The following is a 26,707-nucleotide window of genomic DNA, read 5'->3' as shown; positions in this document are numbered from 1 at the left end:
TAAAGTTTATGAAAGACAATCTCATTAAGGAATTTAAGCCTACCAGCTGGGCCATTGATAACAAGGTAAGCATATACGTTGCTACCCTGTTCATCGCCCTCGCAGGCATCCTGTCCTATATAAATCTGCCCAAAGAGCAGTTCCCGGAAGTCGTGTTCCCTCAGTTCATTATCACCACCATGAACGCGGGTACCTCTCCCGAAGATATTGAAACTCTGATCACCAAACCGATTGAGAAACAACTCAATGGTATATCAGGTGTGAAAAAGATCAAGAGCACTTCCATGCAGGATTTCTCTATGATCAATATCGAATTCAATGCGAATGAAGATATAGAATCCGCCAGGCAACAGGTAAGAGAAAAGGTAGATGATGCTAAAAAAGATCTTCCTAAAAATCTCACCCAGGAACCACAAATCACCAAAATCGACGTATCCCAGATTCCGATCATGAACGTCAACCTCTCCGGTGATTACGACCTGCAAACGCTGAAACGCTATGCAGATGATATGAAAGACAGGATCGAAGCACTGAATGAAATTACCCGTGTAGATGTAGTAGGAGCACTGGAAAGGGAAATTCAGATCAATCTTGATAAATACAAAATGGATGCTGCCAAAATCAATATTGGTGATGTATCCCAGGCAATTGCGGGCGAAAACGTTACTATTTCCGGTGGCCTCGTAAGCATGGACGGACAAAAACGTACACTCAGTGTAAAAGGTGAATATAAAGATCCTTCTCTGATTGGAAACATCATCGTTCGCGGCCAATCAGGCGCTACGGTGTATCTCCGCGATATTGCTGATGTAGTTGATGGTTTCGAAGAACAGGAAAGTTACGCACGCCTTCGTGGTAAAAACGTAATCACGCTCAACGTCATCAAACAAAGTGGTAAAAACCTGATCGATGCATCAGATAAGATCAGGGCGATTAAGGATGATATGGTGAAAAACTATTTCCCTAAAAACCTGAACGTCACTATTACTGCTGATCAGTCTAAATCCACACGTGTAACCTTACACGATTTGATCAATACGATCATCATCGGTTTCGTACTGGTGACCATCATCCTGATGTTCTTTATGGGCGCGGTAAATGCCATCTTCGTGGCGTTGTCTGTACCTATCTCCATGTTCATCGCCTTTCTGCTGATGCCCGTATATGGGTTCACGTTAAACATGATGGTGCTGTTCTCTTTCTTGCTGGCATTGGGTATCGTGGTGGATGATGCGATCGTGGTAATTGAAAACGTACACCGTATTTTCTACGAACATAAAACGCTTGGTATCGTAAAGGCTGCCAAACTAGCTGCTGCAGAGGTTTTCCTGCCGGTATTGTCCGGTACGCTTACTGTACTGGCACCATTTGTGCCATTATTGTTCTGGCCTGGCGTAATTGGTAAATTCATGTTTTTCTTGCCAGTAACGTTGATCACTACACTGGGAGCTTCGCTGGTCGTTGCCTACCTGATCAACCCTGTATTCGCAGTAGATTTCATGAACAGGCACGAAGGAGAAAATCATCCTAAGCCAACCTTCAATAAACGTTTAAAAATCCTCAGCATCATTTTCGCAGTCATCGCATTGATGGCCTACGCGAATCATAGTCCTGGCGTTGGTAACTTCGTAATATTTGCCTACGCAATGATTATGTTGGAACATTTCTGGCTCGCTGGTTTGGCTCGTAGTTTCCAACATAGCTTCTGGCCAAAAGTACAGGAGAGATATAAAAATGTGCTGAAGTGGTGCCTTGTAGGATGGCGTCCGGTTTGGATCCTGGTATGTACATTCGGACTGCTGATATTCAGCATCATGGTTACTGCCATGAGGAATCCTAAAGTGGTATTCTTCCCGCAGGCCGATCCTAACTTCATCTATGCCTATATTCAGTTACCTAATGGTACTGACCAGAAGTACACCGATTCTATTACACATATCGTGGAAGACCGGATTACCAAAGTAGTAGGAGCTAATAATCCTATTGTGGAATCCATTATTTCCAACGTTGCCAAAGGCGCCGGCGATGCCAACGAAATGGACCTGAGTACGCAGCCGCAGAAAGGTAAAGTGACCGTTGCGTTTGTTGAATTTGGCGCAAGACATGGTGTTTCTACTGTTCAGTATCTCGATAAAATCAGAAATGCGGTACGCGGTATTCCTGGTACCAACATCACGGTGGAGCAGGAGCAGGGCGGTCCGCCAACAGGTAAACCAATTAATATAGAAATATCTGGAGATGATTTTGGCGATCTGACGTCAACTTCGTTTAGACTTAAACGTTATCTCGACTCACTGCATATAGATGGAGTAGAAGAATTGAAGAGTGATTTTGAAGATAATAAACCAGAAGTAATTGTTTCGGTAGATAGACAACGTGCAAACAAAGAAGGTATTTCAACCGGCGTAATCGGCCTGGCTCTCCGTGATGCATTGTTTGGAGCCGAAGCATCCAAGATCAGAGATGCGAAGGATGAGTTTAAGATTATGGTGAGATTGAAAGAAGATCAACGTAATAATATTAATAACCTGATGAACCTCAATATTATTTATAGAGATATGAATATGGGAGGAGCAGTAAGACAAGTGCCATTATCTGCAGTAGCAGATGTGAGATACTCCAATACTTACGCAGGTATTAAGCGAATAGATCAGAAACGTGTGATCACCATATACTCCAACGTATTGACTGGTTACAATGCTAACCAGGTAGTACAGGATATACAAACCTCGCTTAAAGATTTCTCTCATCCTGGTAATGTAACCATAAAGATGACAGGGGAGCAGGAAGACCAGATGGAAACGATGAACTTCCTGATGTTGGCGATGGTTGGCGCTTTCGGTTTAATGTTGATGATCATGGTAACGCAGTTTAACTCTATTGGTCGTCCGGCAATTATTCTGTTAGAGATTTTGTTTAGCATCATCGGTGTGTTCCTTGGCTTCTCCATTTTCGGAATGGATATCTCTATCGTAATGACAGGTGTGGGTATTATGGCATTGGCAGGTATTGTGGTAAGAAATGGTATCGTATTGGTAGAATTTACCGATCTGTTGATCCAGCAGGATGCCAAGGTGTATGACGCAGTAGTGGAAGCAGGTGGTACTCGTATGACGCCAGTGTTACTGACGGCGATTGCGGCTATTTTGGGACTTATACCTTTGGCGGTAGGGTTCAATATAGACTTTGAAGGGCTGTTTGCACACTTTCAACCTAATATTTTCTTTGGTGGTGATAACGTAGCATTCTGGGGACCGTTGGCCTGGACGATGGTGTTCGGGTTGATCTTTGCGACCTTCCTGACATTAGTACTGGTGCCAGTGATGTATGCGATGAACAAGCGTTCTATCGATGTGCTGGATAGGTATAACCTGCCAAGGGCCTTCAAATATGTGCCATTCCTGGTGTTGATTTTAAAGCTGTTTATGTCGAAGAAGGTGGTGAGAGAGTTACATAATCCGGCATATGAGAGTCCAAAGCCTTATAATTTTTTCAATAAGGAAGAAGAGGGAGTGCAGGCATCGAGTCACAAGTTGGATAAGGTGACAATGAATTAGTAAATATCTAAATTTTTCTATACAGTGTAACAGTTGTAGGTTAACAGTCACCGTCCCGAGTCTTCGGGACGGTTTTTTTATTACATTTGGGGTACGGAAATTAAATTTAATCTCATTAACAAATTTTAACATTTGGAATAGCTGGCATTTGAACAGCCTTTATTACTTTTGGTTATTCAGATAGTTTTTCACGTTACTAGCCTTATATATCCTTACCGTGTAACCACGTAAATGAGTGATTACCAATGAAAACATTCTGATTTTAAACAGTTATACCTGTTCGCCTGTTTACGAGAAAAAGAAATAAGATATAATAAGTGTTAAGAAATAAGTGTTAAGTAAAAAGAAATAAGAAAGTTTAGATTTTAGCGGGTATAGGATAATCAGCAGCCATTAAGCCATTAAAAGAGATTGGAAGACCATGGAGTACGTAGCATCGTTAGCATATGCTAAAGAGCAGGACCAACAGGATCCGTTAAACAGATTTAGAGAGCAGTTTTATTTTCCTCAACGAAATGGAAAGGACGCAATATATTTATGTGGTAATTCGTTGGGACTACAGCCCAAGCGAGTTAAAGCAGCAATAGCGCAGGAATTATCTGACTGGCAGGAGTTTGCAGTTGAGGGATATTGGCATGCGAAAAATCCATGGTTATATTATCAGCAATATTGTAGTAAACCGATGGCCTCAATCTTAGGGGCGAGTCAGCGGGAACTAACGGTAATGAATACACTGACTGTTAACTTACATTTCATGATGTTAAGTTTTTACAGGCCAACCAAACAGCGGTTTAAAGTGTTAATGGAAGCAGGAGCTTTTCCGAGTGACCAATATGCGGTAGAAACCCAGGTTAGATTTCACGGATTTGAACCGGCAGATGCGATTATAGAAGTTTCCCCAAGGCCCGGCGAGAATTTAATCAGAATTGAAGATATTTTAGATATTATTAACAGGGAAAGTGATAGTTTAGCATTAGTTTTATTTGGTGGAATAAATTATTATACCGGACAATTTTTTGATATATCCGCTATAACGGCCGCTGCACATGCAGTTGGAGCCTATGCAGGTTTTGACCTGGCGCACGTAGCAGGAAATATTCCGGTAGCATTGCACGATTGGGACGTAGATTTTGCCGTATGGTGCTCTTATAAGTACCTGAACGGAGGCCCTGGCGCTGTAGGAGGCGCATTTGTGCACGAAAAGCATTCCGGCAACCGCGGATTCCTCCGCTTAGGTGGCTGGTGGGGCAACGAAGAGAGCGTACGTTTTAAAATGGAGAAAGGTTTTGTGCCTAAAGATTCAGCTGAGGGATGGCAACAAAGCACCGCCCAGGTGTTTAACATGGTAAGCTTAAAAGCCTCCCTGGAATTATTCGAAGAAGCCGGTATCGGCGCTTTAAGATCCAAAAGTCAAGGAATGACCAACTACCTGGAGTTCCTGTTATATCAGCTCAAAGGCATAAATTTCGAAATAATTACACCTAAAAATTGTAATGAACGTGGCGCACAACTATCTTTGTTGTTCAAGGATAAAGGTAAAGAGATACATCAACGCTTGACGGATGCCGGTATCATCGTAGACTGGCGAGAGCCCGGAGTTATCAGGGTATCCCCAGCTCCCATGTATAACTCTTATCAAGATGTGTTTCATTTTTATGAAATCATAGCAAATATTGCTTCAAACGCTTAATTAAGTAAGATGAATTTTGAGAGAAACGAACGCCCCCGCAGGCCCTACTCTTCTGATACCAACAAAGAGAATGATCCCAATAAGGAGAGAGGTGACTTCAAACCCAACTTAAACAGTGAGCGGGAGGGTGGAAAACCCGACTACAACAGCGGGGACCGCGAAGGCCGTCCTAGCTACAATGGAGACCGTGAAGGCGGGTATCGCCAGCGCGACTACAACAATCGTGACAGCTATAACCGCGAAGGCGGCGGAAGCTACGACCGTGGAAACGGTGGTTACGACAGAGGAAACAATTACAACCGTGAAGGTGGTGGAGGCTATAACCGCGAAGGCGGTGGTGGCTACGATCGCGGCGGCGGTGGTTACAACCGTGACAACAACGGTGGTGGCTACAATCGCGAAGGCGGTGGTGGTGGCTATAACCGCGGTGGCGGTGGTGGCTACGATCGCGGCGGCAGCGGCGGCGGTGGATATGACCGTGGCGGCGGTGGTGGTGGTTACAACCGCGGTGGCGGTGGTGGCTACGATCGCGGTGGCAGCGGCGGCGGTGGATACGACCGTGGCGGCGGTGGTGGTGGTTACAACCGCGGTGGCGGTGGTGGCTACGATCGCGGCGGTGGCGGTGGTGGATACAACCGTGGCGGCGGCGGCGGTGGCTATGATCGCGGCGGCGGTGGTGGTGGTTACAACCGCGGTGGCGGTGGTGGCTACGATCGCGGCGGTGGTGGCGGTGGCTACAATCGTGGCGGCGGTGGCGGCGGCGGATTCAACCGCGGCGGCGGTGGCGGACGCCCTATGCAGGGAAGAAGACCATTCAATCGTGAACCTAAACCTGATAACAAAATATACTTTATCGCCCTCCTGCCAACTGCAGAAGTAGGTAAAGAAATCATTAAAATCAAACAGGAGTTCGCAGAACAATATGGACCGCTGTACGCACTCAAAGTACTGCCTCATATTACACTGCAAGTACCTTTCACCGCTGATCCAGCTCTCGAAAAAGCATTCTGCGACGAACTCACCGAGTTCGCTAAAACACAGGCGCCTTTCGAAGTTTCTCTCAACGGCTTCGGTACCTTCCCGAATAAACAAAATCGCGTACTCTTCATCAACGTTGAAAAAAGCGAAACAATGTCAGCTATGCACCGTCAACTGATCAACTTCCTGCGTAAGGAATTTGGATTCAGTACCATGCTCGCTCGTACTGGTTTCACTCCTCACGTTACCGTGGCCTTCAAAGACCTCGATGATGATCAGTTCAACAAAGCTTGGCCTGAATACGAAAACAAAGAGTATACTGCCAGCTTTAAGGTGAATAACCTTTACTTCCTCCGCCATAACGGCAAATCATGGGAAGTACTGCAGAAATGCAAACTCGGTGGCGCATAATAATTGCACACCTCAAATAATAGAAAAGGGTCTCTACTCAGTAGAGACCCTTTTTGTTTTTAACAGCGTAACAGAGAAGGATATACGATGCTTAATGTATTGATGCCACGCTAACTAAAAGCCTGTCCATTAATCCCTTTGTCAGTAAGCTAAACAGCCCACTGATGCCTACGTACAGTTCCTTCGCCAATAACAAACGGAGTTTACAGCCAAACCGCCTGTTATCAGAGAATACAATTGAAAATTACTGACATCATCAAAAGCCATCCTATACCCAATCCAGCATAAGTTATGATTGCTACCCTGTTTACGGTTGTAGGTTTGGTAATATTCATATGCTTTCTTAAATGACGGCTGATTTTCAATTTACCCCTATTGCCCAAAAAAGGATTAATGTGCTTTTAACAATCCCTGTGGAATTTTTCTCCCTAATTGAATGCCATATTTATAATGTGAGGAATGCTAATCATATAAAGTGCAGTAAAAAAATAAGCCGGCCGTGCAGAAGTACGGAACCGGCTTTTTGATTAACCCCTATGAAAACCAACTATTGCTCTTTGGCTATAATTGTACTAATTGCTTTCTGATTATAATTTTGCAAACACGGTGCCATAAAAGATTGATATTTTGCCCTTTAACAATTCTTTTGGAAGACATTAACAATTTTGTTGATGATTTGCAATTAGAAAACCAATGTGGTATTTATCTGGTTTTTCACGCCAGTACTGACTTTGAGCCGAAATAATCTGCATAAAAAAAGCCTCCTCTACAGATTAGAGGAGGCCCTTTTTTATAATTCTTTCTGAAAAGATTAACGTCTGTTCAATTTGCTTAACAGGCGGAGGATTTCCAAGTATAACCATACCAGGGTAACCATCAAACCAAAGGAAGCATACCACTCAAAATATTTAGGTGCTCCCTGCGCAACACCTTGTTCCACCATGTCAAAATCCATGATCAGATTCAGTGCTGCTACTGCTACTACCACCAGAGAAAAGCCAATACCTAAGATACCACCACCGCTGATCAATGGAATATCTACATGGAAAAGACGCAATACCATTGCAACCAGGTAGAAAATAGCAATACCGGCTGTAGCTGTAAATACAATAGATTTAAAACGCTCCGTTGCACGGATAATGCCGGCACGATACAGGATCAGCATTGCGGCAAATGTACCGAAAGTAAGACCGATAGCCTGTACTACGATACCTTGATACAAGTTGCTGTACATAGCAGAAATACCACCTAAAAACAGGCCTTCTGCCAATGCATATGCAGGAGCCAGGTAGCCTGACCATTCCTTCTTAAAAATGATAATCATAGCTAGTACGAAACCACCAACAGCTCCGCCTATCATGTAGCCACTCACCATGCTCACACCGCCGATCATGAACTTGCCCCATGAAAATACTGCTGCCGCCACTAATAGCAACAACATGAACGACATCTTGTTAACGGTACCACGGATGCTCATGGCCTCTCCCTGCTGTTGCGCAGCTCTATCGAAAATGCTTTGTTTCAGTACAGGGTTGTTCGATTGAAATAGTGCCATAGAAATATAGTTTAAATTTTATTGCTGCCAATTTACGCATTCCCCTTGATAGATACCCTGCAGATATATAATTTTTGTAGAAATATTAGCATTTTATGATAAATAACTTCTGGTTATCACCCATAACTAGAAGTAATAGCATAGCACGTTTCTGCTGTTAATAGTCTACTTGTTTTGTGTACTTTTGTGCCTGGGTCAGGGGCTGGTCTATACATTTGCCTGATATTAATAGGGGTTAGAACCTGCCGATTACCTAAATTTACACTCTTAAATAGAATACCTAAAAAGATCAATAGATGCCAAATACTTCGATTCAACAGCTGGAGGATGTAGTGATCAAATTTGCAGGAGACAGTGGCGATGGTATGCAGCTTACAGGTAGCCAGTTTTCAAATAATACCGCATTAATAGGAAACGACCTGAGTACTTTCCCTGATTTCCCTGCTGAAATCCGCGCCCCGCAAGGTACCTTGGCGGGTGTAAGTGGTTTCCAGCTCCATTTTTCTTCTAACCGTATATTCACCCCCGGCGATGCCTGCGATGTACTCGTAGCCATGAACGCCGCCGCCCTTAAAGCCAATCTCAAAGGTCTTAAAAAAGGCGGTATCATCATAGCCAATACCGATGGTTTCGATTCTAAAAACCTTCGCCTGGCAAACTACCCGGATGGTGTTAATCCACTGGAAGATGGTTCCCTGGTGGATTACCAGCTCCATACCATGGACGTTACCAAAATGACCCGCGAAGCACTCAAAGAAAGCTCCCTGGGTATGAAAGAGAAAGACCGCGCGAAAAACATGTTCGTCCTCGGATTCCTCTACTGGCTCTACGACCGTAACATGGAAAATACCGAAAACTTCCTCCGTGATAAATTCGGTAAAAAACCTGAAATCCTCGAAAGTAACCTGAAAGTACTGCACGCAGGATACAACTTCGCTGAAACAGTGGAAGCCTTCAGTACCCGCTACCGTGTTGAAAAAGCACGCATGGAACCGGGTACCTATCGTAGCATTACTGGTAATACCGCCTTGTCTTACGGCCTGGTAGCAGCTGCCCAGAAAGCCGGTCTGCCGCTATTCCTCGGTACTTATCCAATCACACCTGCTTCCGATATCCTGCATGAGCTGAGCCGCCTGAAAAATTTCGGTATCCGCACTTTCCAGGCGGAAGATGAAATTGCTGGTATCACCGCTGCTATCGGTGCTTCCTATGGTGGTCACCTTGGTGTTACTACCACCTCTGGTCCTGGTGTGGCCCTCAAAGGAGAGGCAATGGGACTGGCAGTTATGCTGGAAATTCCTTTACTGATCATCGATATTCAACGTGGTGGCCCGTCTACAGGTTTACCTACGAAAACAGAACAGTCTGACCTGCTCCAGGCTTACTATGGCCGTAATGGAGAGTGCCCAATGCCTGTTATCTCTGCTTCTACGCCTGCTGATTGCTTCAATGCCATATTTGAAGCTACCCGCATCGCCCTGCAGCACATGACACCAGTTATCTTTCTCAGCGATGGTTATATTGCTAATGGTGCTGAACCTTGGCGCTTCCCTAAAGCTGCTGACCTGAAAGAAATCGAAGTGAAGTTTAAAACGGAACTGGCCGAAGGAGAAGAACAATATCTTCCTTACCAACGCGATGAAAACCTGGTACGCCCTTGGGCAGTTCCTGGTACGCCTGGTCTGGAACACCGCATCGGTGGTCTGGAAAAACAAAATATCACTGGTAACGTGAGCTACGATCCTGAAAATCACCAGCAGATGGTTAAAATCCGTCAGGAAAAAGTAGACAGAATCGCAGACCATATTCCTTTACAAACTATAGAAATCGGTCCTGAAAAAGGTAAAGTACTGGTATTGGGTTGGGGTTCTACCTACGGCGCAATCAAAAGTGCAGTACTCGAACTGCTCGCAGAAGGCCATGAAGTAGCACACGCACACCTTCGCCACCTGCGCCCATTCCCTAAAAACCTGGCCGAAATCCTCCACAGCTACGATAAAGTACTGATTCCGGAAATTAATAATGGTCAGCTGATCAAAATTATTCGTGATCAATACCTGATTGATGCACAGGCTTATAATAAGATTATGGGCGTACCTATCACCAAAAGTGAACTGGTTACCAAAATCAAGGAAATGCTGGCTTAACTGAAACGAACATCATAACACGTTCATATCATTTATGGGCAAAGTGCAGATTTAATGCGCTTTGCCCATTTTTATTATCATAATTCCTGCTGATTTTTTTGTACATTAACAAGACGAAGAATATTACAGCTACTTCTTCGGACTGATTTTTTTGTAGTTTAAGATTATGTTTTATGAACAGCCTTTTTCGCGTATTGCTATGCATTGTTATCCTAGCTGTAATTTCGTTGCCTTTAAACGCGCAAACGAATACCTACGAAGTAAAAGTCGCTAACCATTCAGTGGGCACCATCGAAGCTCATCAACATGTCAGCGGCCAGACGAAAAACATCTCCATAAAAACACATATACAGGTGATGTTGTCAAAGATTAATAGTGATATCAGCAATGAATACACTAACGATATACTTACTCAGGCAAGGTCTAGCCGTATTACCGGCAAAAAAGGGGAGGACAAGCAAACCATGACCCGCCGGGAAGGAAATGCCTACACGATTGTAAGTAATGGGGAAAGACAGACTTTAGGTAATACGGAAATTCTGCATTGTGTGGGAGACTTGTATTTCAGTGAGCCGAAGCATGTTACCCGTACTTTTTCTGAATCTCTTGGCAAATTTCTGACGATAAAAGCACTGGGCAACGGAGCTTATGAGTTGCAACTACCTGAAGGAAAGCGTAATGTCTATAAATACGACAATGGTACGCTCATACAGGTAGAAGTAGATCATACTTTCGGCAAGGCCCTCATTGTAAAAAGTAGTTGAGAATTTCATCTATGCTTGAAGTAATCCCTGGTATTTATAGCACTATCCATGCTTTATTGGATGACTATGTGCCACCATTATCTCCGCGTGTTGATGCGAATAACAATAGATATGATATGTATTATCCCCATAAGGTTACTCTTGCAGGGAAAGACTATCCATCCTTGTATTTTGGAGGAGTGGCCGCATATGAAAAGTATGCAGCGCTGTATTTCTTCCCGATCTATACCCATCCGGAGGAGTTTACAGCCGTTCCCACCGCTCTGAAAAAACTACAAAAAGGTAAGTCCTGCTTCCATATCAGTAAGCCGGACGAACTGTTGATGAAAGACGTGAAACTCTTACTCCATAAAGGTTTTGAGTTTTATATCTCCAAAGGTCTAATTGGTACACATAAAAAAAGCTGAGGAGATCCTCAGCTTTCTTGAATGCGGACAACACTGTTGTCCTTTACATGAAAAACCAGTTTACTACTACACAGTTCGTTCAATAATCTGACCAGTGGTCTTATCTTTAAGGATTAATTTTTTTGCGCCAAAATGCGTCATCTCTTCTTTAACGAGATAGTATTTGTCGTCATAATCCTGTGATGTTTTTTCTTTGGAGATGCCTTCTTTTCCTCTCCAGATCTCGAGTTGAACAGGCTCCCATTGTTTAGATGCAGCACTTTTATAGGCTGCGTCCAGGATGGCATTTACTACATATCCATCATAGAAGGTTTCACGGGCGGCATTGCCGCCTTCCATGGCGTTGAACATATCGGTAAACATGTGGTTGTATCCCAGTTCGTTTAGCTCATCACCTACAGGAAATAGCCATCCGCTATTGCTTTCGGCTTTTTCAGCTACGTAATCCGCACCTTTTCCTGTGGTAAACATATCGAAACCCGTGCGCAGGAAGCTGTTGAGCCAGATCGTACCTTCTGTACCCATCACCTCATCGCGCAAATCCAAGCCGCCACGGAATGTCCAGCTAACTTCAAACTGGCCGATAGCGCCGTTTTCATATTTTACCAATCCGATAGCATGATCTTCAGCATCAATAGGTTTTACCTGGGTATCTGCCCAACACATTACTTCTACCGGCTTGATATCTTTCCCGATAAAGCTGCGTGCGATCTCTACGCAATGGCAGCCGAGGTCCAGTATACAACCGCCGCCTGCCTGTTCTTTATCCCAGAACCATTCGCTATGTGGGCCAGGATGTGTTTCTCGGGATTTAGCCCAGAGGATACGTCCTAAAGCCCCGTTTTGGACGCTTTCCAGCGCTTTAAGGAACTTTGGAGTATAGACAAGATCTTCCAGATAGCCATGGAAAATGCCCGCCTTTTCTACCATTTCCAGCATACGTTTAGCTTCTGCTGCGGTACGGCCTAACGGCTTGGTACAGATTACTGCTTTTTTATGTTTGCAGCAAAGATCAACAGCTGCTTCATGCAGGTTGTTAGGAAGAGAGATACAGACAACTTCTACTTCCGGACTTGCCACGGCTTCTTCCATAACAGTAGTCCAGTGTGTTACCTGGTAGTCATCAGCGAATTTCTTTGCACTTTCTTCCCTGCGGGAATAAATACTGACGATCTTGTCGCGGCTGCGCTGCCCTTGCAGCGAGTCTGCATAAAAACGTCCGATAAAGCCGGAGCCCAGCATTGCTATCTTTGCCATAGTACTTAGTGGTTAATTGCTTGGGTTTGAGTTTTGTCTTTGTCTTTAAAGGCAACCATGAATAGTACCAGTACTGCCACCGCAATACCTGCTGGTATCATCCAGATGGTTTTCCAGTCATGTGAGGCAGGCCCTGTTTTATATCTTTCTACAATAGGACCACTGATCAGGAATCCGATTAGCATACCCACGCCATAAGTAGCCAGGGTTACAAATCCTTGTGCAGAACTTTTGAATTTCTCACCTGCTTTTCTATCTGTATAAATCTGGCCAGTCACAAAGAAGAAATCGTAACATACGCCATGGAGCAAGATTCCAACGATCAACATCCAGAGGTTAGCGTTGATGTCGCCGTTGGCAAACAGGAAATAACGGATTCCCCATGCCAGCATACCAATACCCAGCATCCATTTCACTCCCAGTCTGCGGAAGAGGAACGGAATAATCAGCATAAACAACACTTCGGAAACCTGCCCAAGTGATTGTTTTTCTGCAGCAGCCTGCATATGGATTTCATTCAGAAATGGGTTGGTGAAGTTATAGTAGAATGCCAGTGGAATACAGATCAATATAGAAGATATAAAGAAGATCAAGTAAGAGCTGTCTTTCAACATGCTGATGGCATCCAGGCCGAGGATTTCCTTTACATCGATTTTGCTGCCTTTTTTCAATGGTGGTGTTTTAGGCAGACTAAAACTATACAGTCCTAATATCAGGGAGGCTACGGCAGCCATTTTAAAGGTAAGTTGCAGTGTATTGCTTTGTTCCCATCCAAGTCTGCCGATGATAATACCAGCGATGATCCAGCCGGCAGTACCAAATACACGGATCAGGGAGAAGTCTTTGCTGGGATCAGACATCTGCCGGAAGGAGATGGAATTTACCAGTGCTAGCGTAGGCATGTAAAGTACCATGTAGGTAAGTATCAGCGGGAAGAAGGCGCCGAATTCGGTGGTGCCACCGCAAAACCAAAGCAGTGCTGCGCCTACAAGGTGGATAACGCCGAGCATGATCTGGGCAGAGAAAAACCTGTCTGCCAGGATGCCAACAATGAATGGAGCAATGACAGCGCCATAGGATTGGGTAAGGAAGGCGGTGCTGACATCGTTATCAGTAGTGCCGGTAAGATTGTGTAATACGAATGTACCTAAAGTAACAAACCATGCGCCCCAGGTGAAAAATTCCAGGAACATCATGAAAGAGAGCTGCAATCGGGTTGATAACCTCATAACGTTTAAAATCTTAAAATGTCGTTTAAGATAATAAAATTTGAATACGAGGTATCAATTTATATGATGAACCGAAAGAAACGCGATGCGTTTCAAAAGTTTGCGTGGTGGCGGATTCTGTGAATATCAGCTTGCTTTTACGAGTTGATGATAATATTTGCAGGCAGGGCGCAGTGGGCATTCGCCACATTTAGGGCTACGTGCCAGGCAGATATAGCGGCCGTGTAAGATAAGCCAGTGGTGGGCGATATGTACTTTTTCTTTAGGGATATTTTTGATCAGTTGTTGTTCTGCTTGTAGCGGCGTTTTAGCGTTGGTCGTTAAGCCAATTCTGGCGGAAACCCTGAATACGTGGGTGTCTACAGCCATGTTTGGTTGCTGGTGTACCACGGAAGTGATGACATTGGCTGTTTTACGGCCTACACCGGGCAGTTTTACCAGTTCAGGAACAGTAGATGGTATTTCTCCATTGAAATCATCTATGACCATGTTGGCCATGCCGATGAGATGTTTGGTTTTATTGTTAGGATAGCTAATGCTTCTGATGAGTGGGAATAGTTCATCAAAGGTGGCATGACTGAGCGATTCCACATCCGGATACTTTTCAAAGATGGCCGGGGTGGTCATGTTAACGCGTTTATCAGTGCATTGTGCAGAAAGGATTACGGCTACCAGTAGTTGGTAGGGATTATCGTAAATCAGTTCGGTTTCAGCATTCGGAACGTGGGTCTCGAAATAGTCGAGCACAAATGCGTATCGCTCTTTTTTGGTCATGGGCGTAAAGATAGAGAAAAATGAAATGCTGTCTTTAGCGATGACCGTAAAGAATATTATAACGTTGTTGTGTAAACGAAGCTAGTCCTGCTTTTCTTTGTTGGCGGCGTAATCGAATATTAGCTGCAGGGTGGCTTTTCTGGGCGTGTAATGGATACTATTGAGCGTAGATTTCACATTTTCCAGGTTGTCTTCCACTTCCTGACGGAGTTGGGGGTGTTCCTGGGGAACGTGTGAAATGTCGCTGGCAGTAACAAGACACAGGTTAGAAAGTACAGATAGTGTAAAATTACTCATGCATTACAGTTTAGTAATAAGATAAAGTTAACAGCATTAATAACGACAGATGTACAAAATCTATTGTTAATTTAAGATAAATTTTTATGCTGTGCAATAGCAGAGCCGCTACTGTTGGGGAGCAGGGGTAAGTATAAACAAATCTTCATCATCTCTCTTCATAAAATACTTCTCGCGGGCAAACTTTTCTTGTTTTTCCGGGCTGGAGAGTAATTCCTGTTGATCTTCTTTTGTTTTCTTTATCTCATTGATAAAGAAGTCCTTCTGGGCTTCCAGTTTTTTCTCTTCCGACCTGAACTGGTATTGATACATCAGGTTGGTTTTGTCAAGAAAGGCGATCCAGATAAGAAATGAGCAGCCTGTAATAAAGAAGAAGTTCTTTAAGAATGGAGGTACTTTTATGGATTTCAGGCTAGACATACTGCAAATTACGAATTAGGCCTGAAAAAATACATAAGAGGAAGTATCAAAAGTAACTTTAACGCAGATTTATTCAGATAGGCCATTGGGGCGACTTCCGACCGAGATATCTTCCTGACTGTCAGGTTACTTTTGATACATGATTTAATAAATCAATATGTTACGCCGGTCACATGTAACTGTAACATTGGATTGGCTGCATTGCTGTGCACGAGTATCATATGATTAAAACTTCCTACAGTTTTACCAGTATAGGTTACTTGTATTTCTCCTGTTTTGCCGGGCATGATGGAGTCCTGCAGGGGTTTTGCAATAGTACATGGGCAATCAGAGTAAGCCTTGCTGAGCATCATCTTTTGTGCGCCTACATTCTTGATCTGGAATTTAATCACTTTACTCTGACCTTCCTTAATATTACCAAGTGCTTTTACGGTACTGTCTACCAAGGCCAATGGCTCTTTATCTTCCGAATATGCAGGGTCAATAATCAGGTTCATTTCCTTTCGCAAGGAATGGAACATGCCAGCGCTTTTTGCATCTGCGAATTCTAGTGTTTTCATGGCATAGTTAGTGGCATTGACAGCATCTTTCTGAATAGCGTAATATTTTGCAAGCAGATAGTTGTTATAGAAGTATGGAAAAATAGCAATGCTTTTTTTTAGATTTTCTTCCAGCTTGTTATTAGCGGGGAGGGATTGGGTTGCATTATATTCATCCCAGTCTTTTTGAGCATCAAACATGGCCTGGATGGATACCATTTGTGTGCGGCCTCTAAGGGTATCGCTATCGGTAAGACTAAAGCGTTCAAGCATTTTCTTCCCGGCAGCGATTTGCTCGATATAACCAAGGATCTTTTTTTTCGGCGTAACGCCTACCCAGATGCCCTTCACATCGCCGTTGTTATCTACAATGGCAAAGGTTGGAGCCGCACTTGAATAAATATCCCGGGAAAGCCATTCTGATCCTGGTGTGTTTCTGTCTACTGTTACAATGATGTAGTCTTTATAGATAGCGTCTGCAAATTCTTTATCTCTTAATAGATCTAACTCAATATACTCACACATACTACAGTCTTTGATTTTGGAAATGAAGAATATTCCTTTCCCATTTTTCTTTGCTGTGTTAAGTGCTGCTGCATAGGTGATATCATTGAATCTGAGAGCATCAGGATGTTTGAGATGACATGCGGCTATCAGAAGAGAAATTGCTGCCAGTAGCAGTATTGATGTATAGAATTGAAATGATTTCATACACTATGTTTATCTGGAGAAAAGTGAATTATTATTTGATTAAATGGCGACTCCTTTAATCATGATTTCGAGTTTTGCGTTAATAGCATTGCTGTATACTATAACTGCACGTGAAAATGTTCCAGGAGTGGTGGCATGATAGGTAATGTCGACCTTTGCTGTTTTTCCCGGTGGTATAGGTGCTTTGGAGAAGCCTGCAATAGTGCAGCTGCATCCGGTAGTTATGGTTGATATATTCAGTGCCTCCGCGCCAGTGTTGTTAAAAATGATGGACGTTTTGGTATAAGATCCGCTTTTAACCGTTCCCAAATCAACCGAGGTGCTACCTACAGCCAGATATGGCGCGTTGTCAATGTTTCGCTCGGGCCTTGCAAGGAGTTTCATTTCCATTCTTAATGCAGCGAAAAGGTCCACCGAATGCGCATCAATAAATGATAATGCTGTATTTGCATAACGTACCATATTTACAGTGTCTCTTCGTGCTGCAAACATCTTTGCCATCAGGTAATTATTATAGAAGTAGGAATGTTTTGAAATGGATTGTAGCAAAGACGATTCATAGTTGGTGTCTTGTTCCCATTTATCAATAACACCACGGGCTTCCCAAGTTTTTTGAATATTCAGTAATTGCTGTACATATGAAAGTTGTGTTGCAACATTGTTATTACCTGGTAATAAGTTGTCGGTTAACCGAATGAACTGATGTCCGGCATTCACACTATCGATAGCAGCAAGGATAGCGGTGTTAGTCTGTGGTCCTTCAGTGATTCCTCCTAGTTTCAAATGTTTATCAAAGTAAAGAACGATAGGTGTTTTTTTGTTGTCAAGGATTTGGGATAACCACTCAAATCCTTTGGCATTTCCATCTATTCTTACAAGGATATTCTCTTTATAAAACTTATTCGCATAGCTTTCATCATTAGATAAATCAGCTTCCAGGAAGAGTGATGAGGTAGTGCCAACCTCCCCCGAAAGCATTACTATTCCCTTTTTCAGTGAGGTAGCTTTATCTACAGCAAATGCAAATGGTACATTGTTTAAACTGGTTTGATTTGTATGAGAGCTACTGCAAGCGAACATTAGTATTGCTATGCTTCCTATCAGGTATCGTCCAAATCTTTGTAAAGGGAATGAACTTGTTTTCATTGTATCTGAATGTTTAAAAGTATACCGGAAATGTTGAATTTCCGGTATACCTGGATTAAAGTAGCGCAATTGTACTTACTGTTGCTGGTGTAAATGAATTTGTCACCAGTACAGGGATTGCATACTACCAAGGGCAGCATTTTTCGGTTTCCCAAGGCCAATCGCAGCAAAGCTCAATGCAATGCCAGTTAAGGCCGGTAGGGCAGTAGTGCTTTACCCATACGCCACCACCTGAGCCGTCAGCAACGCATTCGCCGTAGGCATTACATTCTACGGGATCAGAAACGAAAGGAGGTTGGATGTTGATGTCACATGGTAAACCATACCATTGTGCAGACAAAGAGGTTGAAACCAGTGCCGATGTGGCAATAGCAGCCACGAGAAATGCGCGTTTGATTTTTTTCATTTGTTTTTTTTTAAGTGTTTAGAAAATATATCTATTGAAAACAATAGGCAATAGAAGGCCCGTGCACATATTTTCTGCATGTACTAACAGAGAATATGACATGAAAATTCCACTCCGTATCAAAAGTTGATACAGTAAGTAATTAATGGAACAGGTGATTTAAAATGATTCGTTTAAGGATATTTCATACAGGTCATACCGGTAAGATCAAAGGTTTATTCTGCCGCGTTTGCACAGCAAATAAGGTTATTGAGATAATAATTTATTTGGTTTTAAATGCTTGTGTTAAGAGTTGATTCGTGATGAAATTTATTTAATGGTATTGGTTTTATTTTATTAATAGTTCTTTTAAGGTTGTGCATTCTATTTAATTAAGGTTAACAAAAAACAATTGGTAAGGTCTTCACTTCACAGGGTCGTACGGCGTGTATTTACTGGCATTATTCGTTAAGGTGAAAATAAATAGTAATGATGAAAAATGCAAACGATTGTTGCTGATTTTTTTGCTGATTTTCTGAAAAAAATTGAAACACTTATCACGTATGGATTGTGAAAATTCTATAGGGTAAGTATTATTTTAATAAACATTTCTAGTGTATAGGAACATCATTTTTTGCTTAGGATAATAGAAAAGCCATCTCATATTTGAGACGGCTTTTTTATTATAATATTTCAGGAGATGCCTGATTATTTTTTACCGAAGCGGATGCTTTTACCAGGGTAAATAGCGTTGGTGCCCAGTTGTTCTTCGATGCGGAGCAGTTGGTTGTACTTAGCCATACGATCGGTACGGGAAGCAGAACCAGTTTTGATTTGTCCGCAGTTCAGTGCAACTGCCAGGTCAGCGATGGTAACATCTTCAGTTTCGCCAGAACGGTGAGACATGATAGAAGTGTAACCAGCTTTGTGTGCCATGTTAACAGCATCGATCGTTTCAGTAACAGTACCGATTTGGTTAACTTTGATCAGGATGCTGTTAGCGATATCCTGGTCGATACCTTCTTTCAGGCGTTTAACGTTGGTAACGAACAGATCGTCGCCTACCAGCTGTACTTTATCACCAACTGCTTCAGTCAGTTTTTTCCAACCAGCCCAGTCATCTTCAGCCATACCGTCTTCGATAGAAACGATAGGATATTTAGCGCACCATTCTGCCCAATAAGCTACCATCTCATCGCTGGAGATAACTTTCTGAGAAGATTTGTAGAATTTGTAAGTTTTGTCAGCATCGTTGAACATTTCGCTGGAAGCAGCATCCAATGCGATAGCGATTTGTTCGCCAGGAACGTAACCAGCAGCTTTGATAGCTTCCAGTACTGTTTCGATAGCTTCTTCGTTGCTCTGAATTTCAGGAGCGAAACCGCCTTCATCACCTACGTTAGTGCTGTAACCTTTCTTTTTCAGAACGGATTTCAGGTGGTGGAATACTTCCACGCCCCAACGGAGACCTTCAGAGAAGGTAGATGCACCTACAGGAACGATCATGAATTCCTGGAAATCGATTTTGTTATCAGCGTGAACGCCACCGTTGATGATGTTCATCAAAGGTACAGGCAGGGTGAAAGCATTCACACCACCGAGGTAGCGATACAGTTCCTGGTTGCACACTTCAGCAGCAGCTTTAGCTACGGCCATACTAACAGCCAGGGTAGCGTTAGCGCCCAGTTTAGCTTTATTTGGAGTGCCGTCCAGTTCGATCAGCATTTTATCTATACCAGTCTGGTCAGTAACATCCCAACCTACGAGTTCTTCAGCAATGATTTCATTTACGTTGGCAATAGCCTGCAGTACGCCTTTACCCATGTAAACACTCTTATCATTGTCGCGCAGTTCAACTGCTTCGTGTTTACCTGTAGAAGCTCCGGAAGGTACCGCTGCACGGCCAAAATGACCATCTTCAGTTGTTACGTCTACTTCAATAGTAGGATTACCACGGCTATCCAGAATTTGTCTGGCATGGATCTCTGAAATAATACTCATAGTTCGAAAATTAAAAAATTGTTATATGGCTAGTACTGTATAATATTGATAATCAGCACAATTACGGGCGCAAAAACCAGGGATCACTTCGTCAGGTCCCGGAATATGGTCTCCAGGCTTTGTGAATTGCTCTGCAAAGAAAGTATGTTCCTGTTATTAATCAAAGCAAAATGTAAGAGGTTTTTTCTGAGTTGCTCTACTTCGCTGCCATAAAGCCTCCAGGAATTGCCTTCCTGGGCTTCTGTATGACTTACGCCATCAATAGCCAGTAGTTCGGCTGTTGTTACAGCTTCGCCGAAGCTAACCTGTACATAACCGTTATTTCCGCCAGATTGCTGAAGAGTGGATAATTTATCGTCTGCAATGATTTTTCCTTTATTGATGATCATCACACGGTCACAGAGGGCTTCTACTTCCTGCATGATATGGGTAGAAAGCACGACTGTTTTATCTGCTCCCAGGTTTTTTATCAGGCCTCTGATCTCCGCCAGCTGGTTTGGGTCCAAACCGGTTGTAGGCTCGTCCAAAATTAATACTTCCGGATCATGTAATAGTGCATGTGCCAGCCCAACACGCTGTTTATAACCATTTGATAACGCACCCAGTTTTTTCTTGCTTTCGGGAGTTAATCCTGTAAGGGCTATCACTTCTGCTATTCTTTTGGAAGAAGATTTACCTAACTGATGTATCCCGGCCATAAATTCCAGGAATTCCTTTACATACATATCATAATACAAAGGATTGGACTCAGGAAGATATCCAACGCGTTTGCGGACTTCCAACGATTCTTTTACGATATCGAAGCCACAAACAGTTGCGGAGCCACTGGTAGGAGGGAGGAAACCGGTAATCATTTTCATCGTGGTAGATTTACCTGCTCCGTTAGGTCCAAGAAACCCGGTAATCTCCCCTTTTTTAAGTTCAAAGGAGATGGCATCTACAGCCTTTTGTTCTCCGTAAATTTTTGTTAGTGATGAAACTTTTATTGACATCGGTTTTAATTTCCTCTTTTGCGGCACCTAAAGTACGTAAATCATTCAGGTTTTATTGTGCTATATAAAACTTCTTCTTAAATATATGAAATATAAGTGGTTATATATATGCGTGTTATCTGATGATCATCTAGTGAAAAAGTAATTTTAACATAGTTTTAGTGAATTGGCATACCTCTTGCATTAACTGGCACACCTATACGTTATGCATAACCCGGATAGCTAAACAAACAAAAACAACTCTCTAAAACTTCACATCAATGTAAACTTCGATGTCAAACTTTATGAAAAGAGCTTTGGGCCTTTTTGTGGAATTTGAACCCGGTAACGAACCTGCGAACAGCCAGGATCAGTCCCCCCTGTCGCAAAAATTCCCGCTGACCAACTTTCAGTCAACAACAAACACTCCTTCCGCCATTTCTGGAGCCGATCTTGACAAATTTGAACAGCATTTCACAGGACTATTTGAAAAAAGCAATCTTCCAGGTCCGGACTACTTTGAGTTCTGGAAAATGATGGAAGCACTGCAGAAACATCTGCCGGACGAAAACGCCCGTATACCTGTTGTTTTTGCTACACTCAGTGTACAAGGCTTAACAAAAGAAAGCCTAATCACATCTGCTGCAAAATATAAGCTGATTATCGAAGAAGATAAAGCGGCTTTTGATAAAGCAGCAGGTGCAAAAGAATCTGATGAAGTAGAAAAGCGCCGCAATGAAATGCAGGCCCTGCAACAAAAGATCGCTGATAACAGTACACTGATACAGCAACTAACACAGGAGATAACAGCAGCGCAACAACAGGCCTCCGAACTGAAAAAAGAAGTCGAAGACCAGGAAGAAAAAATCCTCAACAGCCGCCGTGGATATCAGGTAGCCAGTGAGGCAATGATTAGAAAAATAAACAACGATATCCAGAAATTTGAATCATCCCTGTAATGCCATGGAAACACAGTATTTCCCGTCTGAATCGAGCCAAAAGCTTAAATCCTATTGGAACAGACCGGGTGGTAAATTTGGTGTAATCATAGGCCTCGGGCTCATCGCAGCTGCCGCCTATTATGTAGTCCCTATCCTTACGAAAATAGTATGGAACACGCTAAACTTCGGATTAGCACTCGTAGCACTAGGCGTATTCCTGTACTGTATCACACATCGTAAGCTCCGACTCAGCTTCTTCTATCTCTACGAATGGATCATGAAAAAACTGATAGGTATGGTGATTGAACTCGATCCCTTCCTCATCGCAGAAGATTATATCTCTGACATGGAAGAACAACGCGAAAAACTCTATCACCAATCTGTCGAAGTAGATGCGCAAAAAGAAAAAATCAATCTGAAAATCTCAGAGAAAGAAAAGGAGATGCAACAACTGATGAGTCGCGCCAAAGCCGCACAGCAAAACAATCTGCTGCCGGAATTAGGCAACGCTACTCGACAGATGGCACGTATCAAAGAGTACATCACACAACTCTCTCCCATACGTGATAACCTGGCCCGTATCGGCGACTATCTGACCAAAGTGCACAAAAACAGTGGGTACATGATTGAAGATGCACGCAATGAATTAGAGCTGAAAAAAGACCTGTACAAGTCCGTAACCTCAGGTAATAAAGCCCTTTCCACTGCACTGAAAATCTTCAACGGAGATCCTGAAAAGAAACTCATGGTAGAACAATCCATGGAGTTCCTGAAAGAGGATATCGCTACCAAACTGTCGAGCATGAAAAAAGCCATCAACTATTCTGCTGATTTTATGCGATCTATCGACCTGGATAATGCTACATTCGAACTACAAGGGCTTAAAATGTTGGAGTCATACGATCCGGATAAGACATATACACTCGACATCAGGAAAAACGAGCCATCACACCAAACTCGCCAACCTGGTACATTACCGCCCGATAATTACTCCGATTTATTAAGCTAAAATTCAAAGCTCACACAACTTACAACTAACGTTTTAAAAATATTTTTATGTCTGTCAAAGTGAAACCTGGTGGAAAGGTTCTTGGCATCGTATTGCTTCTTGGTGCCATCTATGCCGGTAAAATGTTCTGGTGGGATAAACGTCCGCAAGAAGCTAAAACCGCTACCGAAATCGGTAAGGTACAACTCCCTGATGCTGCTGAGGCATCGTTAGGTAACAACGCTGTTAAAATACAACTGCCTTCTGATGAGTCAGTAGTTAACGGTGGTACTAAAATATCATGGCGTGTAATGGCCTGGAACTCACAGTTTGCGCTGATGTATGCTAACGGTGGCGTACACACGACAAAGGGTTCGCTAATCGATAAAGCGAAACTGGATGTAAGCCTGGTTCGTCAGGATGATTGTAATAAATCTATCGCCGACATGGTAAAATTTGCACAAGAATACAAAGATAACCCTAACACACCGGGTGTTTTTGCCTCCTTCATGGGTGATGGTATGCCAGCCTTCTTTGCCGCGCTGACAAAGGAACTGCAGCCATTGGGTCCCGACTATCAGCCAATCGCTTTCTACGCTATGGGTAAAAGCTATGGTGAAGATAAACTGATGGGCCCTGTTGAATGGAAACGTGATCCTAAGAGCGCCATAGGTAAAACAGTAGCAGGCGTACTCCGCGACGGTGATATCAACATCTTGCTGAAATGGGCTGGAGATAACGGTTTGCGCGTGAATCCAGATGAAACAACTTATGATCCAACTGCTATTAATATCATCGCAGCAAATGATTTCCTTGATGCCGGCGCTAAATATATCGCTGGTTACAAAGAACCACGCAAGCTGGTGATAAATGGTAAGAAGGTCGCAAGAGATACTACCGTAGGTGTTGATGCCGTTGCCACCTGGACTCCTGGTGACGTAAACATCGCGCATAAAAAAGGCGGTCTGGTAAATATCGCGTCTACACGTGAGTATTCATCTCAGATGCCGAACATCACCATCACCATTAAAAAATTCGCTTACGATCACCGTACGGATATGGAAAACCTGATTATGGCATTGGCCCAGGCAGGTGATCAGGTAAGATCATTTAATGACGCGAAATCCTTTGCTGGTAACGTTTCTGCGAAAGTGTATAATGAACAGGATGGTGCGTATTGGTTGAAGTATTACAATGGTGTAGAAGAAAAAGATGCACAGGGACAAACGGTTGCGCTGGGTGGTTCTCTTGCCTTCAACCTCGCGGATGCTGCCAACAACTTCGGTTTAGGTAAAGATAATATAGACAGGTACAAGATCGTGTATAACACTTTCGGTGATATCATGACTAAAATGTATCCTGAAATCATGCCGGTGTACCCAGTATATACACAGGTGGTTGATAAGTCTTTCCTGGCATCTGTGGTAGCTAATCACCCTGAGCTGCTAGAAGGTACGGCTATCAAGGAGAAGTATGCGGAAAGCATCACCAATGAAGTTTCTTCCAAGGCATACCAGGTGCAATTTGAAACAGGTAAATCTGATATCAAAGCTGCCTCACATGCAGTACTGGATGAAATACTGAAAAGTGCGGTGGTAGCGGAAGGCCTTAAACTGGGCGTGTATGGACACACCGATAACGTTGGTAACGAAACTGCTAACCAGCAATTATCCGAAGCTCGTGCCGCCGCTGTAAAAGCCTATCTGCTTTCTAAAGGATTATCTGCAGATCGTATCGAATCAAAAGGTTATGGTTCTGCCAAACCTGTTGCTGATAACAATACCAATGAAGGCCGTGCACAGAACAGACGTGTACAAGTAGTACTGGGTCTGTAATATTTATCCCTTTATACCTATACCTATAGCCGGTGAATGCAAATGGCTTCACCGGCACTTTCAAACGACGTTAACATGTCAAACATTAAAAACAGGCAGCTGCTGCGGATTTTTACTCCGCTGCAGGTTCTCGGAAAAAAAACTATGCTCACGCTGGTAATAGCAGAAGCTATCCTGGCAATAGCCTGCTGGCAACTGAGCGGAGGAGGATTAATACCCACTCCATCAAGGGTTTTACATGCCTTAACAGAAATAGTTCAGGCACCGGGATTTGTGGATAATCTTTTTAGCAGTGTAATGCTGACCGTAAAAGGAATGCTGATCTCTATCATCATTGCATTAATAGTTAGTTATCTGTCGATAGTGCCTTTTTTCAATCCTATTGCCAGATTTGTAATCAAGTGCCGTTATCTCACACTTACAGGTTTGATTTTCCTGTTTACGCTCCTAACAAAAGATGGACATGACTTGAAAATGAGTCTGCTCATATTTGGTATCGTTCCCTTCTTTGTGACGTCTTTGTTATCTGTTATTGATAATATAAATAATCAGGAATTCGAACTATGTACTACACTTCGTATGAATAACTGGAAAGCCTTGTGGGAAGTGGTTATTGTAGGGAGATTAGACCAGGTTTTTGAAGTGATGCGACAAAACTTTGCCATTGCATGGCTGATGATCACTTCAGTAGAAGGCTTAAGTATGAGTGAAGGCGGCCTTGGCGTAATGCTGATCCGTGCAAACAAATACGTCCAGCTCGACGTAGTGTTTGGAACACTCGTCATAATTTTCTTACTGGGTATTCTCTTCGATTACACCCTCGGTAAATTCCGTGAATGGTTATTTCCTTATACTAAACTTCAAATCAGAAACTAATGAACGCGCAGGTATATACCAAACATGAAAACCTGTTGTGTGCCAATAATATCGGGCTACAATATGGTGATAAAGTGATCCTTCGGGATATCAACTTTTGTATCAAAGATATTCATCGGCCGGATATGCAGCAAGGACAGGTAGTGTCACTGATTGGTAGAAGTGGTATCGGTAAAACACAGCTGTTTAAAATATTAGCAGGCTTAAATAAACCCACCACAGGAGAGGTGCTGATTGATTCAGACCAGCATCCAGTGCTTGCAGGGGAAGTAGGTATTGTACCACAAAACTACATTCTGTTCAACCACCGTACCATCTACCAAAACCTGAAAATTGGGTTGGATAATGGTACAATCAAGCTTACAGATGCAGAGAAGAAGATGGTCATCAAGGATTATGCACATACATTCCAATTAACTGAACATCTGGAAAAATACCCCGCACAGCTGAGTGGTGGCCAGCGCCAACGTGTGAGTATCATTCAGCAAGTGCTTACCGGTAATAAATTCATTCTGTTGGATGAACCCTTTTCCGGCCTGGATATGCTAATGATTAATAAAGTGATTCAGTTGTTATTGAAGGTTTCCACCTTGCAGGAAACTAATACCCTGATCCTGGTGAGCCACGATATCGTAAACGCAGCAGCTATTTCAGATACGGTATGGGTACTGGGCGCGGAACAGGAAAAAGAAGGCGCTACCATTGTCAAGGAGTATGACCTCTGTGCTATGGGACTGGCATGGCAGCCTGAAATCCGTAAGGAGCCCGAATTCCATGAATTAGTGCATGGGATCCAGGACCTGCTGTAAAAAATGGCCCGGATTTTAG

The 26,707-nt window shown here is 43.1% G+C and carries 22 protein-coding genes; 11 read left to right on the top strand and 11 right to left on the bottom strand.

Annotation, left to right across the window (positions count from 1 at the left end):
• Positions 1-8 precede the first annotated feature (8 nt).
• The 3 genes from ACE38W_RS20190 (at position 9) to ACE38W_RS20180 (ending at position 6,636) form a co-directional block, all read left to right on the top strand.
• Complete coding sequence (locus tag ACE38W_RS20190; protein WP_375833842.1) at positions 9-3,557, top strand: efflux RND transporter permease subunit; 3,549 nt, start codon at positions 9-11, stop codon at positions 3,555-3,557.
• A gap of 421 nt (positions 3,558-3,978) precedes the next feature.
• The gene (gene kynU / locus ACE38W_RS20185) at positions 3,979-5,247 is read left to right on the top strand and encodes a kynureninase (RefSeq protein ID WP_375833839.1); all 1,269 of its coding nucleotides are present in this window, start codon (positions 3,979-3,981) and stop codon (positions 5,245-5,247) included.
• 9 nt (positions 5,248-5,256) lie between these two features.
• Positions 5,257-6,636 carry a 2'-5' RNA ligase family protein gene (locus ACE38W_RS20180; RefSeq protein WP_375833836.1) on the top strand — a complete coding sequence of 460 codons (1,380 nt, stop codon included), beginning with the start codon at positions 5,257-5,259 and terminating at the stop codon, positions 6,634-6,636.
• 811 nt (positions 6,637-7,447) lie between these two features.
• On the opposite strand, the gene ACE38W_RS20175 is transcribed toward ACE38W_RS20180, so the two are convergent.
• Positions 7,448-8,191 (bottom strand): Bax inhibitor-1/YccA family protein, encoded by a 744-nt coding sequence (locus tag ACE38W_RS20175; protein WP_375833833.1) that lies wholly within the window; start codon positions 8,189-8,191, stop codon positions 7,448-7,450.
• A gap of 296 nt (positions 8,192-8,487) precedes the next feature.
• On the opposite strand from ACE38W_RS20175, the gene ACE38W_RS20170 reads away from it, so the two are divergent.
• The 3 genes from ACE38W_RS20170 (at position 8,488) to ACE38W_RS20160 (ending at position 11,509) form a co-directional block, all read left to right on the top strand.
• Complete coding sequence (locus ACE38W_RS20170) at positions 8,488-10,338, top strand: 2-oxoacid:acceptor oxidoreductase subunit alpha (protein WP_375833831.1); 1,851 nt, start codon at positions 8,488-8,490, stop codon at positions 10,336-10,338.
• A gap of 173 nt (positions 10,339-10,511) precedes the next feature.
• Positions 10,512-11,102, top strand: a complete 591-nt coding sequence (locus ACE38W_RS20165) for a DUF6134 family protein (RefSeq protein WP_375833828.1) — start codon at positions 10,512-10,514, stop codon at positions 11,100-11,102.
• A gap of 11 nt (positions 11,103-11,113) precedes the next feature.
• On the top strand, positions 11,114-11,509 hold the full coding sequence (locus ACE38W_RS20160) for a hypothetical protein (RefSeq protein WP_375833826.1): 396 nt from the start codon (positions 11,114-11,116) through the stop codon (positions 11,507-11,509).
• Positions 11,510-11,575: 66 nt separating this feature from the next.
• Here the strand turns inward: ACE38W_RS20160 and ACE38W_RS20155 are convergent, their stop codons facing one another.
• From ACE38W_RS20155 to gldA, 10 genes are all read right to left on the bottom strand, one after another.
• Positions 11,576-12,766 (bottom strand): Gfo/Idh/MocA family protein, encoded by a 1,191-nt coding sequence (locus ACE38W_RS20155; protein WP_375833823.1) that lies wholly within the window; start codon positions 12,764-12,766, stop codon positions 11,576-11,578.
• Between the two features lie 5 nt (positions 12,767-12,771).
• Positions 12,772-13,995 carry a nucleoside permease gene (locus ACE38W_RS20150; protein WP_375833820.1) on the bottom strand — a complete coding sequence of 408 codons (1,224 nt, stop codon included), beginning with the start codon at positions 13,993-13,995 and terminating at the stop codon, positions 12,772-12,774.
• Between the two features lie 126 nt (positions 13,996-14,121).
• Complete coding sequence (gene nth / locus ACE38W_RS20145) at positions 14,122-14,769, bottom strand: endonuclease III (protein WP_375833817.1); 648 nt, start codon at positions 14,767-14,769, stop codon at positions 14,122-14,124.
• A gap of 81 nt (positions 14,770-14,850) precedes the next feature.
• The gene (locus ACE38W_RS20140) at positions 14,851-15,066 is read right to left on the bottom strand and encodes a hypothetical protein (RefSeq protein WP_375833815.1); all 216 of its coding nucleotides are present in this window, start codon (positions 15,064-15,066) and stop codon (positions 14,851-14,853) included.
• A 108-nt stretch (positions 15,067-15,174) separates the two neighbouring features.
• Positions 15,175-15,486, bottom strand: coding sequence for a septum formation initiator family protein (locus ACE38W_RS20135; protein ID WP_375833812.1), 312 nt, complete (start codon positions 15,484-15,486; stop codon positions 15,175-15,177).
• A gap of 152 nt (positions 15,487-15,638) precedes the next feature.
• Complete coding sequence (locus ACE38W_RS20130; RefSeq protein ID WP_375833809.1) at positions 15,639-16,736, bottom strand: DUF1573 domain-containing protein; 1,098 nt, start codon at positions 16,734-16,736, stop codon at positions 15,639-15,641.
• A 39-nt stretch (positions 16,737-16,775) separates the two neighbouring features.
• Positions 16,776-17,882, bottom strand: a complete 1,107-nt coding sequence (locus ACE38W_RS20125; protein WP_375833807.1) for a DUF1573 domain-containing protein — start codon at positions 17,880-17,882, stop codon at positions 16,776-16,778.
• Positions 17,883-18,006: 124 nt separating this feature from the next.
• A complete protein-coding gene (locus tag ACE38W_RS20120) occupies positions 18,007-18,288 on the bottom strand; it encodes a chitin binding peritrophin-A domain-containing protein (RefSeq protein ID WP_375833805.1) in 282 nt (93 codons plus the stop codon).
• 687 nt (positions 18,289-18,975) lie between these two features.
• Positions 18,976-20,268, bottom strand: a complete 1,293-nt coding sequence (gene eno, locus ACE38W_RS20115) for a phosphopyruvate hydratase (RefSeq protein WP_375833802.1) — start codon at positions 20,266-20,268, stop codon at positions 18,976-18,978.
• A gap of 83 nt (positions 20,269-20,351) precedes the next feature.
• Positions 20,352-21,260: a gliding motility-associated ABC transporter ATP-binding subunit GldA gene (gene gldA, locus ACE38W_RS20110; RefSeq protein ID WP_375833800.1), complete on the bottom strand. Its 909-nt coding sequence runs from the start codon at positions 21,258-21,260 to the stop codon at positions 20,352-20,354.
• Positions 21,261-21,544: 284 nt separating this feature from the next.
• Here gldA and ACE38W_RS20105 point away from each other — a divergent pair, with 284 nt between their 5' ends.
• From ACE38W_RS20105 to ACE38W_RS20085, 5 genes are all read left to right on the top strand, one after another.
• Complete coding sequence (locus tag ACE38W_RS20105) at positions 21,545-22,198, top strand: hypothetical protein (protein ID WP_375833798.1); 654 nt, start codon at positions 21,545-21,547, stop codon at positions 22,196-22,198.
• A gap of 4 nt (positions 22,199-22,202) precedes the next feature.
• Complete coding sequence (locus ACE38W_RS20100; RefSeq protein ID WP_375833796.1) at positions 22,203-23,189, top strand: PspA/IM30 family protein; 987 nt, start codon at positions 22,203-22,205, stop codon at positions 23,187-23,189.
• Positions 23,190-23,236: 47 nt separating this feature from the next.
• Entirely contained in the window at positions 23,237-25,003 is a 1,767-nt protein-coding gene (locus tag ACE38W_RS20095; RefSeq protein WP_375833793.1) for an OmpA family protein, read from the top strand.
• 75 nt (positions 25,004-25,078) lie between these two features.
• Complete coding sequence (locus ACE38W_RS20090) at positions 25,079-25,879, top strand: ABC transporter permease (RefSeq protein WP_375833790.1); 801 nt, start codon at positions 25,079-25,081, stop codon at positions 25,877-25,879.
• On the top strand, positions 25,879-26,688 hold the full coding sequence (locus ACE38W_RS20085; RefSeq protein WP_375833787.1) for an ABC transporter ATP-binding protein: 810 nt from the start codon (positions 25,879-25,881) through the stop codon (positions 26,686-26,688). Before ACE38W_RS20090 ends, ACE38W_RS20085 begins: the two co-directional genes overlap by 1 nt.
• Positions 26,689-26,707: the final 19 nt, after the last annotated feature.

The organism is Chitinophaga sp. Hz27 (genome assembly GCF_042263525.1).
Classification (GTDB): domain Bacteria; phylum Bacteroidota; class Bacteroidia; order Chitinophagales; family Chitinophagaceae; genus Chitinophaga.
Note: the sequence above shows the minus strand (reverse complement) of the source record. Positions and strands in the feature narration are given on the sequence as shown.